The sequence below is a fragment of the Kribbella sp. CA-293567 genome, assembly GCF_027627575.1.
Classification (GTDB): domain Bacteria; phylum Actinomycetota; class Actinomycetes; order Propionibacteriales; family Kribbellaceae; genus Kribbella.
In genome coordinates, this window is record NZ_CP114065.1 from 6,551,393 (window position 1) to 6,563,669 (window position 12,277).

Genomic DNA, 12,277 nt, shown 5'->3' on the forward strand with positions numbered 1-12,277 from the left:
GCCCGCCAAACAGTCCGCCGCCCCACCTCGAACACATAAGCCGGATCCCCCGGCCCCTTCCGAAGCCCCCCGATCACCACATGCGGATCCACCACCCGCCCAGGCCGCCACCGCCGAACCACCGAACTCACCCCCCAAGTCTTACCCACCCCACCGACAGCTAGTTGTGATGTCCAGGGAGGTTGGTCAGTCGGCTGATTGGTGGTTTGCCTCCGATGGCGGAGTGGGCTCGGTGGTGATTGTAGAAGTGGAGCCAGCCGGGTAGGGCTGTGTTGCGTTGGTTGGTTGAGTTGTAGAGCCGGGCGTAGGCCCAGCCGTCGGCCAGGGTGCGGTGGAAGCGTTCGATTTTGCCGTTGGTTTGTGGCCGGTAGGGCCGGGTGCGTTTCGGGGTGATGGCGAGTGCTGTGCAGGTGTCGTGCCAGGCGTGGGAGCGGTAGCAGGATCCGTTGTCGGACAGGACGCGTTCGACGGTGACGCCGTGGTGGGTGAACCAGGCGACGGCGCGTTGGAGTACTGCGGTGGCGGTGCTGGCTTTCTCGTTGGTGTGGATTTCGGCGTAGGCGAGGCGGGAGTGGTCGTCGATGACGGTGTGCACGAACGCGGTACCGATGTTGGGGTGGCCTTTGGCGGTGCGTCCGGTCCGTAGCGCGGTGCCGGCACGGTTTTTGTCGCCTTGTTGTTTGCCCAGGTAGCGCCAGCCGCCGCCGTCGGGAATGTTGGCGAATTTGGTGACATCGACATGGATCAGCGATCCGGGATAGTCGTGTTCGTAGCGGCGCAGGGGTTCGCCGGTGACCCGGTCGATCCGGGACAGCCGGTTGATTCGGCAGCGCACCAGTACTGCATGGACGGTGGAGGCGGGCAGGCCGAGGCGGCCGGCGATTTGTACCGGGCCGAGCCGGTGGCGCCACCGCAACCGCACGATCCGGCGTACCAGGTGTGGCGGGGTCTTGAAGGGGCTGCGGCGCGGGCGGGAGCTGCGGTCAGCCATCCCTGCAGGTCCTTCGGCGCGGTACCGCTGGGCCCATTTGCGCGCCGTTTTGGCTGCGACCATGAACATTTTCGCCGCCGCGGCACAGCTCCAGCCTTGATCGACGATCAGACGCGCGAGCCGTAGCCGGGTGCGGGGGGTCAAAGTCGCGTTAACGTGGGACACGAAGGCCTCCGGTGTGGTGAAGCGGTGAACTAGACAGCTCCACTTCACAACCGGAGGCCTTCACCTGTCACACCGACTCACCGCCGCAACACGGGACAACCTTCCTGGACATCACAGCTAGTGGAGAGGTCCGCCTGCGGCCGCCAGCCGCTGGCGCATCCAGGGGTAGGGATCGACCACCGGTGTGCGGGCCTGAAGCTCCTGCTTCCTCACCGCGGCGAGCCGATCGCCCATCACGTAGTGACGTCCTTTGGTCTCGCCAACCGGCCGCAGGAGACCGAGCTCGGTGAGCCTGGCCAGGTCACGCGTGGCGGTTCTCTGCTCGATCCCGGCCCGGCGCACATAGGTCGATCGGCGGATACGGAACCCGAGCGTCGCGTCGAACAGTTCGTCGGCCACCCGGTCCGGCAGCTTGAACTCCTCCGAGAGGCGATCGAAGGCCAGCCAGAGCCTGCCCGCCTCGCGGTACCGCCGAGCCACCGTCTGGGCCTGGATGTGATGAGCCCGAAGATTGAACTTCACCCACAGCTCGGCCGAACGCTCCGGCTGCCAACTGCCGGCACCGGTCAGCGCGAGGACCCGGTAGTAGTCCTCGGTGTTGCTGCCCAGCCACTCCTCGATGCTCGAGAACGCGGGTTCACCGATACCGCACTGCGACAGCACCAAGGTCTGCAGCGCCCTGGCCATCCGGCCGTTGCCGTCCCGGAAAGGATGAATCATCACCAGGTTGAGGTGCGCCATCGCCGCCCGCACCAGCATGTCCACTCCGGAAGCGCTGGCCAGCTCGGCCACCAGCTCCTCGACCAGCCCCGGAACGTCTTCCGCCGAAGGGCCTTCGTAGACGTTCTCTCCGGTCTTCTCGTCATGAACGTAGATCTCGCGCCGCCGGTAGCTGCCAGGGCTCTTCGACAGGTCATGGCTCAGCATCATGAAATGCATGGCCCGGACTGCGGCCACATCGAGCGTGAAGTCGGCGTCGCCCGCCATCGCCAGCACATACCCGAGTGCCTGGCGATACCCCCTGATCTCGGCGAAGGTCTGCTCGTCGGCACTCAGTGCCTCTTCGTCGTCGAGGGCGGCGACAGCGTCGTCCACCCGTACTGCGTACCCCTCGATGCTGTTCGAGCCCTGAATCGCTCGTGCGAGCATGCTCCGACGGAGCCCTCCCGCCCAGCGGCGAGGTATGCGCATCACGTCGGCCAACTCAGCACGGTACGCATGGATCTGCTCCAACGCCTGCTGGTCCTCCGCGTCCGGGTTCGGCGTACTGAAGATCATTTTCCCTGTCCTAATGTCGCAATTCTCAGGACAAAATAGCACGGGATGTCCCAAGAATTGCGACATAGAGACAGAACGGGTGACGCAGGCCAATACTTGAGTCATGGGGATGTCGGGGTGGCAGGTGGTGAAGTTGGTGGGGAACACCGCCAATCTGTCGACGCCCGCCGGGCTACTGGTCGGGTTGCTCGGGCGGGCGAAATTCAGCCGGGGGCCGCGGGGGCTGTTCTATGCGACCGGTTACAAGCTGCGGTTCCCGATGGCTGGCGCGTTCACGATCGGCAATCTGGTGCTGAGCAGACACGATCGCGAGTACCTCGACGCGCGGCCGCTGCTGGTGCAGCACGAGGAGCGGCATTCCTGGCAGTACTTCTGCCTGATCGGCCTGCCGATGCTCCCGCTGTACGTCGTAGGCGCCGGCTGGTCCTGGCTGCGAACCGGCTGCCCGGCCTCCCGCAATCCCTTCGAACGCCTGGCGAACCTCCAGCACGGCAACTACACCGAGTATCCGGTCCAGCCGCTCGGCCAGACCTTCAGTCAGGCGTTCAGCGCGTTGCGATCGCGTCCGCGAGGGCCGTGAGGACGGTTACCACGCCAGCCGGGTCGTCTACGACGATGTCGGCGGCGTCGGTGAGTGCGGTGGCGCCGGAGGAACGGGCAGCGACCAGTACGGCGTGAAGGCCGTCGGCGCGGAGCGCGTTGACTGCGTGGAAGGCTGCCAGGTCGCCCAGGTCGTCACCGGCGTACAGGACCGAGCGGGCGCCGGTGGAGTCGATCAGGCGGCGCAGGGCTACGCCTTTGTCGATACCGGGCGGGCGGAGCTCCAGGACGAGGTTGCCGGGCTCCAGGCGGAGGTCGACCGATTCGGCCAGTTCGGTCAGCGGCTGGCGCAGTACCTCGAGAGCAGGGACCGGGTCGGGGAGGCGGCGAGTGTGGACCGCCAGCGAGCTGCCCTTGTCCTCCACGAACGCGTCGCCGAGACCGACACCTTGCAGAAGCGCGGGAAGTCGCTCCCGAGCGACAGCGACACCCCCTGGCACCGGATCGCTGGTGACAGCACCAGTGGAGGCTTCCCAGCGCTCCAACCCGTAATGCCCCAGTACTACGAGCCGCCCCAGCCCCGGATGCCCAGTCACGCCGGACAACTCCGTGGCGACCAGTGCCGGGCGACCGGTCACGATGGCGACCTGTCCCACCGAGCGCGCCAGCCGGGCCAGTGCGTCCAGGGCACCCTCGGCCGCCCGCGACATCGACGGATCCTCGACCAGCGGTGAGAGCGTGCCGTCGAAGTCGGTGGCGATGACCGCCCCGACGGGGTCGCCGACGATCGCCTCCCAGCCTGCCCGCCCGGCGGCAGTCGCCAGTACGGGAGTGCTCATCCGGCGTAGTCCGTCGTCAGGATGACGCTGAGGCGGTCCTTCTTCATGTTCGGCAGGGCTTCCTTGGTGCGGCTGACTCCGATGTCCCGGGCCAGCTGGTTCGCCTCGGCCTGCATCCCGGCCGGGAAGTAGACCGTGCTGGAGACGATCTTGCCGCGCCAGTTGTCCTGACCGGTGACGATCCAGCCGACCTGGCGGGCGCGGATCGCGACGTCCTCGGCCAGACCCTTGCGGGTGGTGTTGTTGTAGACCTCGACAGCGGGCCGGTTGGCGGCTGGGATCGATGCCGGACTGCTGGGCGGCACGCTGGGCGCCTCCGAAGCAGGCGTGGAGGCAGGCACCGGCGGCGGTGTGGACGCAGGGGCCGAGGGCTTCGTCGTGGGCACCGAGGAGACTGGCACCGAGGAGACTGGCACCGAGGAGACTGGCGCGGCCGGCCTGCCGGTCTGCACCGGCGTACTCGCCGATGGTCCACCCGACGGCTTGGGCGTGGTCTTGCCGGCCGGCTGGCCCGAGTCTGCGACGGAGTCGTTACCGCGGGTGCCGAAAAGGACCAGCAACCCGCCGACGATCGCGACGACGGCGAGCACGGCGACCAGGGACGAGAGGACCTGGCCTCGTTCGTCCGGAGAGCGGTTCAAGATCAGACCTCGATACCCAGGCGGCGGGCGGATCGGGCCCGTTGGCGGGCGGCCCGGAGGCGGCGCAGGCGCTTGACCAGCAGCGGGTCGTGCGCGAGGGCCTCGGGCTTGTCGATCAAGGCGTTGAGCACCTGGTAGTAGCGGGTGGCCGACATCTGGAACTGGTCCCGGATCGCCTGCTCCTTGGCACCGGCGTACTTCCACCAGTGCCGCTCGAAGCCCAGGATCGCCCCGTCGCGGTCGGACAACCCAGCGGCGGCCGGCTGGCCCGCCTCGGCGGGGCCGGAAGAGCTGGCGTTGGCGCTGTCCATCTGCTGCTGACTCCCGTGCGGTCGGTGATCGTCCGTCCGCGATCCACCCTACGCGGAGAAACACAGCAATGTCATTCACCGCGCAGCTACCCGGAGCTGTGTCGCGGGGAGCCGGACGGAGCGTCCCACGGACACCGGGCGGACGGCCGGACGCGCTCAACTCTGGCAGGATCGACGGTGTGAGCTCAACTCGACAGGGCCCCGGCGACGTGTCGCCCGGCCCGCGAACCGCCATCGCGACGGTCGAGGAGCTGCAGGCCCGGTACGCCGAGGTGAACCCTCTGGTGAACGCCGTCTGCACCCCGAACCCAGCAGCCCTGACCGAAGCCGTCCGACTGGACGCGGAGCGTGACGAGGGCCGGTCCCGCGGACCGCTCCACGGCCTGCCCGTGCTGGTCAAGGACAACATCGACACGGCAGACCTGCCGACCACCGCGGGCTCCCTCGCGCTGGCCGACCAGCCACCGCCGCCGTCCGACGCCCCGCTGGTCCGCCGGCTGCGCGAGGCCGGCTGCATCATCCTGGGCAAGGCCAATCTCAGCGAGTGGGCCAACTTCCGCGGCTCGGCGTCGTCGTCCGGCTGGAGCGCGTACGGCGGCCTGACCCGCAATCCGTATGCCCTCAACCGTTCCGCCGGCGGGTCCTCCAGCGGTTCCGGCGCGGCCGTCGCCGCCGGCCTGGCCGACCTGGCGATCGGCACCGAGACCAATGGGTCGATCGTCTGCCCGGCGGCCCTGAACGGCGTCGTCGGCCTCAAACCGACCGTCGGGTTGATCCCGCAGCAGGGCATCGTCCCGCTGAGTCATTCCCAGGACACCGCCGGACCGATGACGAAGACGGTTCGCCAGGCCGCTGCCCTGCTCACCGTGCTGACCGGCGGCGGCACCGACTACGAGGCAAGCTGCCGAGGCGGCGACCTCACCGGCGTGCGCATCGGAGTACCGCGGGGACCGCTGTGGGGCTACTCGACCAGCCTCGACCGAGTCACCGAAGAAGCCCTCGTGCTGCTCTCCGCGGCCGGTGCGACGGTCGTCGACGACCTCTCGCTCCCGGCACCAGGCAGCGAGCGCGACCAGCTGGCGATCCTCGAACACGAGATGAAGGTCGGCCTCACCGCCTACCTGGCCACCCGCCGGCCGGGCGGCCCGCGGACCCTCGCCGACATCATCGCCTTCAACAAAGCCCATGCCGACACCGAACTGCGGTATTTCGGCCAGGAGCTCTTCGAGCGCTCCGAGCAGACCGACGGGCTCGACTCCCCGGCGTACGTCGCGGCGAGGCTGTCCGCGCTGAAGGCCGGCCGCGACGGGATCGACGATCTCTTGCGGGAGAACCAGCTCGATGCCCTGGTCACGCCGTCCTACTCACCCGCCTGGGCGATCGACCTGGTCAACGGCGATCACGTGCTCGGAAGCTCGTCGTCCCATGCCGCACTGGCCGGCTACCCGTTGCTGACGGTGCCGTCGGGTCTGGTCGAGGGCCTGCCGGTCGGGATCACCTTCAGCGGTACCGGTGGCAGTGACGCCACCCTCATTCGCTTGGCGCACGCGTTCGAAGCCGTGAGAATCATGGCTCACGGCCCGTTCCCGACCCCGGAGTTCAGATCATGGGTATAGACCGAGTCCGTTGGGGAATTGTTGCTACTGGCAACATCTCCACCTCGTTCACCAAGGATCTCGCCGTGCTCGGCGGCGAAGCGGTGGTGACCGCCGTCGCGTCGCGGTCGATGGACAGCGCCACCAGGTTCGCCGACGAGTTCGGCATCGAGCACCGGTACGACGACTACCGCCGGCTGATCGACGACGGTCACGTCGACGTCCTCTACATCGGCACGCCGCACCCGCAGCACTACGCGATCGCCCGGGCCGCCCTGCAGGCGAAGATCGCGGTGCTGTGCGAGAAGCCGGTCACGCTGACCGCCCGGCAGGCGCGCGACCTGGTCGCCGTCGCGGCCGAGAACGGCACGCTCTTCGCCGAGGCGATGTGGATGCGCACCAACCCGGTCGTGCAGGCGTTCTTCGCGGACCTTGCCAAGGGCACCATCGGCGAGCCGATGGAGGCGCTGGCCGACTTCGGCTTCCACAAGCCGCAACTGCCGGCCCGGCTGCTCGACCCGGCGCTCGGTGGCGGTGCGCTGATGGACGGCGGCATCTACCCGATGACTTTCGTCCACATGGCACTCGGCCAGCCCGCCGAGGTCAAGGCGGTCGGCTCGCTGAGCTCGGACGGCGTCGACCTGAACGTCGCGATGGCCTGGCGCTACGACTCCGGGGCCGTCGCCGCCCTGACCTGCGGGCTGCGCTCCCAGAACCCGTGGACCGCCTCGGTCAGCGGACAGGACGGCAGCCTGCTGCTCCCGAGCCGCTTCCACAACCCGCCGTACTACGTCCGCAGTACCGCGGCAGGCGAGGAGCGCGTCGACGTACCGACGCATGGCCTTGGGTACCACTACGAAGCAGCCGAGGTGATGCGGGCGCTGCGCGCCGGGCAGATCGAGTGCCCCGCCCTCCCGCATGCCGCCACGATCGAGATCCTCGAGCTGCTCGACGAGACACGTAGACAGATCGGGGTCAGCTACCCCGGCGACGACGAATACCTGGGTGGATAACAGCTGATGCCGAGCGGACGCAGTTCCTTCGTAGTGGTGGCCAACCGGCTGCCTGTCGACCGGATCGAGATGCCCGACGGTACGACGGCCTGGCGCCGCAGCCCCGGCGGTCTGGTGACCGCGCTGGCACCGGTGATGCAGCGCCACCAGGGCGCCTGGATCGGCTGGACCGGCGGCGTCGACGAGAAGGTGGACCCGTTCGACGAGGGCGGTATGCACCTGGTCCCGGTGACGCTGTCGGCCGAGGACATCGAGCTGTACTACGAGGGCTTCTCCAACGCGACGCTCTGGCCGCTCTACCACGACGTGATCGTGGCGCCGGAGTTCCACCGCGAGTGGTGGGAGTCGTACGTCGCGGTCAACCGGCGCTTCGCCGAGGCGGCCGCGGAGGCGGCCGACGACAACGCCGTGGTGTGGGTGCACGACTACCAGCTGCAGCTGGTGCCGGCGATGCTGCGGCGGCTGCGCCCCGACGTCCGGATCGGCTTCTTCCTGCACATCCCGTTCCCGCCGACCGAGCTGTTCGCGCAGATGCCGTGGCGGCGGCAGATCCTCGACGGGTTGATGGGTGCCGACCTGGTCGGCTTCCAGCGGCCGGGCGCGGCGTCCAACTTCGCCCGGCTGGCGCGCAACCGGATGGGCCTGCGCACCCGCGGCGACCGCATCCACTTGCCCGACGACCGGGTGGTGCGGGCCAAGGCGTTCCCGATCTCGATCGACGTCGGCGAGCTGGAGCAGATCGCCCGTCAGCCGGAGACGATCGCCCGCGCCGCCGAGATGCGCGAGGAGGTCGGCAACCCCGCGCACATCCTGCTCGGCGTCGACCGGCTCGACTACACCAAGGGCATCCGGCAGCGGCTGCGGGCGTTCGGTGAGCTGCTCGACGAGGGTCGCGTCTCGGTCGACGACGCGGTCTTCATCCAGGTCGCCACCCCGTCGCGGGAGCGGGTCGAGCAGTACCGGGTACTGCGGGACGAGATCGAGCTGCTGGTCGGCCGGATCAACGGCGAGCACGGCCGGATCGGCACGCCGGCCATCAACTACCTGCACACGTCGTACTCGCGCACCGAGATGGCGGCGCTGTTCCGGGCCGCGGACGTCGCGGTCGTCACTCCCCTCCGGGACGGGATGAACCTGGTCGCCAAGGAGTACGTCGCCTGCCGCTACGACGACACCGGCGCGCTCGTCCTGAGCGAGTTCGCCGGCGCCGCCGACGAGTTCCGCCAGGCCTTCCTGGTGAACCCGCACGACATCAACGGCATGAAGGACACCATCGTCGACGCCATGAACACCGACGACCGTCAGCTCGGCCGCCGGATGAAGGCGATGCGCAAGCACCTGGCCGCCCACGATGTGAACGTCTGGGCGGCGTCCTTCCTGAAGGCGCTCCATGCGGAGGACTGACGGCGGCAACGAAGAGCCGGGGGCCGGTGGCGGGCGGATCCTGGCGCTGGATCTCGGGACGTCGTCGGCCCGGGCCCTGGTGCTGTCCCCCGACGCGTCCCCGATCCCCGGCGCGCTCGCCCGGCACAAGGTCAGTGCCCGGTACGGCGCCGCCGGCGAGGCGACGCTCGATCTGCACGGGTACGTCGAAGGCCTGCTCGGCTGTCTCGACGAGCTGGAGCAGGGCGGCCACCTGACCGGGATCAGTGCGATCGTGCTGTCCTCGCAGTGGCACTCGATCGTTGCCCTGGACAACAAGGGCGCCCCGCTGACGCCGGTGATCCCGTGGGTCGACACCCGGTCCGTGGAGCTCGCGCTCGATCCGGCCTTCGACGAGCAGGCTTTCCACGCTCGCACCGGCGCCTGGCTGCACCGGCTGTACTGGACCCGCCGGATCCCTTGGCTGCGCTCGGTCACGGACCCGTCGTGTTACGCCGGCCTGCCCGACCTGGTGCTCGAGCGGCTGACCGGCCACCGCGTCACGTCGGTCTCCGTCGCTTCCGGGACCGGCACGCTCGACCTCGCCACCGGCGGGTACGACGCCGAAGCACTCGCCGTGGCCGGTGTCTCGGCCGATCAGCTTCCGCCGATCGTGCCGACCGGTTGGACCGGCGCGATCTCGGCGGAGTACGCGCGCCGCTGGCCGGGCCTGGTCGGCGTACCGGTTCATCCGCCGACCGGTGACGGTGCGGCTTCCAATGTCGGCACCGGCGGCTACGACGCGACCACCGCCGCCGTGACGGTCGGTACGTCGGCCGCCGTGCGCGTCGTGCACCCGATCGAGGGCGCCCCCGAGCTGCCGTGGGAGCTGTGGCGCTACCGCGTCGACGATCAGCGCGCCGTCACCGGAATGGCCTTCTCCGCCGCGGGAAACCTGCACGCGTGGCTGACCGGCGTACTGAACCTGGAAGCCGATGAGCCGGTCGGGGTGGAGATCGGCTCGTCGCGAGTCATCGCGATCCCCTTCCACGCCGGCACCCGGCCGCCGCACATCGTTCCGGGCGGTTCCGGCGTGTACTTCGGGCTGTCGTTCGACGACTCCGCCGCCGATCTGCTCGCCGCCTCCCTGCAGGGCGCGTCGCTGGAGATCGACCGTGGGCTGCGGATGCTCGACGAGCTCTTCGGCCGCCCGCTCGAAGTCGTCCTCGGTGGCGGCGGCATCGACGCTTCGGCTTGGTGGCGGCGCTGCCTCACCGCGACCTTCGACCGGCCGACCGACGTCTGCTCCGAACCCGAGGTCGGCGCCCGAGGCGCGGCGGCGGTCGCGTTGGGCTTGTCGCCCGAGCCCGGCGGCGAACACCTGGACCCGGTCCCTGCTGAGGCTGAACGCATCAGACTCCTCCGCCCCCGCTACGAGTCCCTGCGCGAACTCGCGGTCCAGGCTGCCGTCTCCCCGACCGCCGCCGACGAACTCCCCTCCCCCCGAGCCGAGAACCGCACCACCGACTCCCCCGGCGCAAAACCCGAATAACCGGTGGGGCCGGAGCCGGACGCGCGAACCCCGTCCCGCGTCTACTGCGCTCGCAGTAGCCGCGGGATACCACCCGAGGAGGACGTGTCCGGGCGCCGCCAACCCGTACTGTGAGGGAATGGGCCCGGCTGATCGGTGGTTCGCCAAGTGCCGGAAGCATCCGCTGGCGTGCGACGTCGCCATCGCCCTGGTCGTGCTGATCATCAATCTGGTGCAGCCCGGCGCCAAGCACGGCCAGAGCCAGATCGAGCTCACCGCCACCGGCGCGACCCTCATCGTGCTCGCCTCGGCCGTGCTGGTCTTCCGCCGCCGGGCGCCGGTCACCGTGCTTGCCTGTACGACGCTGGCCGGGGCCGCCTATGCGATCACGGAACAGGTGAAGAGCCCGATCGCGCTGGCGCTGGCCTGTGCGATGTACACCGTCGCCGTCCAGCTGGACCGCCGGACCAGGTCGATCGCGGTCGCGACGGTCGCGGTCGTGATGGTTGCCGCGGCCACCTTGTTCACCGACGAGGGGCTGCTGGCGAACCTCACCGTCGTCGTGCTCGTGCTGTTCGCCTCCGCGACCGGCGAGGCGGTCCGCTACCGCCGGGCCTACTCGGCCGAGCTGGAGGAGCGGGTCCGGCGGGCCGAGCACGACCGCGAGGAAGAGGCCGAGCGGCGGGTGATCGAGGAGCGGCTGCGGATCGCGCACGAGCTGCACGACGTGATCGCGCACCACATCGCCCTGATGAACGTGCAGTCCGGCGTCGCGTCCCATCTGCTGCGCGAGCAACCCGACGAGGCACAGAAGGCACTGGCACTGGTCCGCGAGGGCGGCCGGACCGTGCTGTCCGAGCTGACTGTCCTGCTCGGCGTACTTCGCCGCTCAGGCGTTGACTCGCTGCCGACCGCCCCGGCACCCTCCCTGCAGGAGCTGGGCGCCTTGATCGAGTCGTCCACCGCCGCCGGAATCAGCATCGACTGGGAGCCGCCGGTTCCCGCTTCGCTGCCCGACGTGCTCGAGCTGACCACTTACCGCATCCTGCAGGAATCCCTGACCAACGTGGTCAAACACGCTCCTGGTGCCGCCGTCCGGGTGCGGTTCGAGGAGCGGCGTGGCTCGCTCACCATCGAGGTCACCGACGACGGCGGCCACCCCGGTACGCCGTACAGCGGCGTCGCGGCGGACCCACTCGGCTCCGGGCACGGCCTGCTCGGTATGCGCGAGCGCGTCGCGGCGGTCGGCGGCGACCTCACCGCCGGACCTCTACCGCACGGCGGATTCGGGGTCCACGCCGTGCTTCCTCTGGAAACTGGAGCTACTGGTGACTATCCGGGTACTGCTGGCCGACGATCAGAAGCTGATCCGGAGCGGATTCCGGGTGCTGGTGAACTCAGCGCCTGGACTGGAGGTCGTTGCTGAGGCGGCGAACGGGCAGGAAGCGATCGACCTGGCCCGCAGCGACCGCGCGGACGTGATCCTGATGGACATCCGGATGCCCGGGCTCGACGGCCTCGCGGCGACCCGGCAGCTCACCGCCGACGAGTCGCTGGTCGGGGTCAAGGTGCTGATCCTGACCACGTTCGAGATCGACGAGTACGTCTTCGAGGCGATCCGTGCCGGTGCCAGCGGGTTCCTCGGCAAGGGCGCCGAGCCGGAGGAGTTGATCAGCGCGATCCACACGGTCGCCCGCGGCGACGCGCTGTTGTCGCCGAAAGCGCTGCGGGGCCTGATGGACCGTTTCCTGACCCAGCCCGAGGCCGGCTCGGGCGTCCTCCCGGCCGAGCTGGACGTGCTGACCGACCGGGAGCGCGAGGTCGTCGGCCTGGTGGCGCTGGGGTTGTCGAACGACGAGATCGCCGATCGGCTGGTGCTCTCGCCACTGACGGCCAAGACGCACGTGAACCGCGCGATGATGAAACTCGAGGCGCGCGACCGGGCGCAGCTGGTGGTGATCGCCTACCGGACCGGCCTGGTCACAGCCGGCGTACAACCGCTGCAGTAGCC

General features: G+C 69.4%; 12 protein-coding genes. 7 read left to right on the top strand and 5 right to left on the bottom strand.

Going from position 1 to position 12,277, the window contains the following annotated elements:
- Positions 1–160: 160 nt before the first annotated feature.
- Together OX958_RS30335 and OX958_RS30340 are read right to left on the bottom strand one after the other, a co-directional pair.
- Complete coding sequence (locus OX958_RS30335; protein WP_270133500.1) at positions 161–1,156, bottom strand: IS481 family transposase; 996 nt, start codon at positions 1,154–1,156, stop codon at positions 161–163.
- Positions 1,157–1,273: 117 nt separating this feature from the next.
- Positions 1,274–2,434 carry a Fic family protein gene (locus OX958_RS30340; RefSeq protein WP_270133501.1) on the bottom strand — a complete coding sequence of 387 codons (1,161 nt, stop codon included), beginning with the start codon at positions 2,432–2,434 and terminating at the stop codon, positions 1,274–1,276.
- A gap of 103 nt (positions 2,435–2,537) precedes the next feature.
- Between OX958_RS30340 and OX958_RS30345 the strand changes: the two genes are divergently transcribed.
- Complete coding sequence (locus OX958_RS30345) at positions 2,538–3,014, top strand: hypothetical protein (RefSeq protein ID WP_270133502.1); 477 nt, start codon at positions 2,538–2,540, stop codon at positions 3,012–3,014.
- On the opposite strand, the gene otsB is transcribed toward OX958_RS30345, so the two are convergent.
- The 3 genes from otsB to OX958_RS30360 are packed head-to-tail and all read right to left on the bottom strand — an operon-like array spanning position 2,980 to position 4,765.
- The gene (otsB, locus tag OX958_RS30350; RefSeq protein WP_270133503.1) at positions 2,980–3,813 is read right to left on the bottom strand and encodes a trehalose-phosphatase; all 834 of its coding nucleotides are present in this window, start codon (positions 3,811–3,813) and stop codon (positions 2,980–2,982) included. The genes OX958_RS30345 and otsB overlap by 35 nt on opposite strands.
- A complete protein-coding gene (locus OX958_RS30355; protein WP_270133505.1) occupies positions 3,810–4,454 on the bottom strand; it encodes a LytR C-terminal domain-containing protein in 645 nt (214 codons plus the stop codon). Before OX958_RS30355 ends, otsB begins: the two co-directional genes overlap by 4 nt.
- 2 nt (positions 4,455–4,456) lie before the next feature.
- Positions 4,457–4,765, bottom strand: a complete 309-nt coding sequence (locus tag OX958_RS30360; RefSeq protein WP_270133506.1) for a DUF3263 domain-containing protein — start codon at positions 4,763–4,765, stop codon at positions 4,457–4,459.
- Positions 4,766–4,944: 179 nt separating this feature from the next.
- On the opposite strand from OX958_RS30360, the gene OX958_RS30365 reads away from it, so the two are divergent.
- The 6 genes from OX958_RS30365 to OX958_RS30390 all read left to right on the top strand — a co-directional run bounded on the left by OX958_RS30365 (position 4,945) and on the right by OX958_RS30390 (position 12,275).
- Positions 4,945–6,381: an amidase gene (locus OX958_RS30365; protein ID WP_270133507.1), complete on the top strand. Its 1,437-nt coding sequence runs from the start codon at positions 4,945–4,947 to the stop codon at positions 6,379–6,381.
- Complete coding sequence (locus OX958_RS30370) at positions 6,372–7,373, top strand: Gfo/Idh/MocA family protein (RefSeq protein WP_270133508.1); 1,002 nt, start codon at positions 6,372–6,374, stop codon at positions 7,371–7,373. The genes OX958_RS30365 and OX958_RS30370 overlap by 10 nt, the downstream gene beginning before the upstream one ends.
- A 6-nt stretch (positions 7,374–7,379) precedes the next feature.
- Positions 7,380–8,777: an alpha,alpha-trehalose-phosphate synthase (UDP-forming) gene (locus OX958_RS30375; RefSeq protein ID WP_270133510.1), complete on the top strand. Its 1,398-nt coding sequence runs from the start codon at positions 7,380–7,382 to the stop codon at positions 8,775–8,777.
- The gene (locus tag OX958_RS30380) at positions 8,764–10,287 is read left to right on the top strand and encodes an FGGY family carbohydrate kinase (protein ID WP_270133511.1); all 1,524 of its coding nucleotides are present in this window, start codon (positions 8,764–8,766) and stop codon (positions 10,285–10,287) included. Before OX958_RS30375 ends, OX958_RS30380 begins: the two co-directional genes overlap by 14 nt.
- 118 nt (positions 10,288–10,405) lie before the next feature.
- Positions 10,406–11,692, top strand: a complete 1,287-nt coding sequence (locus OX958_RS30385; protein WP_270133513.1) for a sensor histidine kinase — start codon at positions 10,406–10,408, stop codon at positions 11,690–11,692.
- Positions 11,595–12,275, top strand: coding sequence for a response regulator transcription factor (locus tag OX958_RS30390; protein WP_270133515.1), 681 nt, complete (start codon positions 11,595–11,597; stop codon positions 12,273–12,275). Before OX958_RS30385 ends, OX958_RS30390 begins: the two co-directional genes overlap by 98 nt.
- Positions 12,276–12,277 lie beyond the last annotated feature (2 nt).

What these genes read in the sequence shown, in the direction of transcription:
- OX958_RS30340 (WP_270133501.1), bottom strand. Translation starts at nt 2,434, where the DNA reads ATGATCTTCAGTACGCCGAACCCGGACGCGGAGGACCAGCAGGCGTTG.
- OX958_RS30345 (WP_270133502.1), top strand. Translation starts at nt 2,538, where the DNA reads ATGGGGATGTCGGGGTGGCAGGTGGTGAAGTTGGTGGGGAACACCGCC.
- otsB (WP_270133503.1), bottom strand. Translation starts at nt 3,813, where the DNA reads ATGAGCACTCCCGTACTGGCGACTGCCGCCGGGCGGGCAGGCTGGGAG.
- OX958_RS30360 (WP_270133506.1), bottom strand. Translation starts at nt 4,765, where the DNA reads ATGGACAGCGCCAACGCCAGCTCTTCCGGCCCCGCCGAGGCGGGCCAG.
- OX958_RS30370 (WP_270133508.1), top strand. Translation starts at nt 6,372, where the DNA reads ATGGGTATAGACCGAGTCCGTTGGGGAATTGTTGCTACTGGCAACATC.
- OX958_RS30375 (WP_270133510.1), top strand. Translation starts at nt 7,380, where the DNA reads ATGCCGAGCGGACGCAGTTCCTTCGTAGTGGTGGCCAACCGGCTGCCT.
- OX958_RS30380 (WP_270133511.1), top strand. Translation starts at nt 8,764, where the DNA reads ATGCGGAGGACTGACGGCGGCAACGAAGAGCCGGGGGCCGGTGGCGGG.
- OX958_RS30385 (WP_270133513.1), top strand. Translation starts at nt 10,406, where the DNA reads ATGGGCCCGGCTGATCGGTGGTTCGCCAAGTGCCGGAAGCATCCGCTG.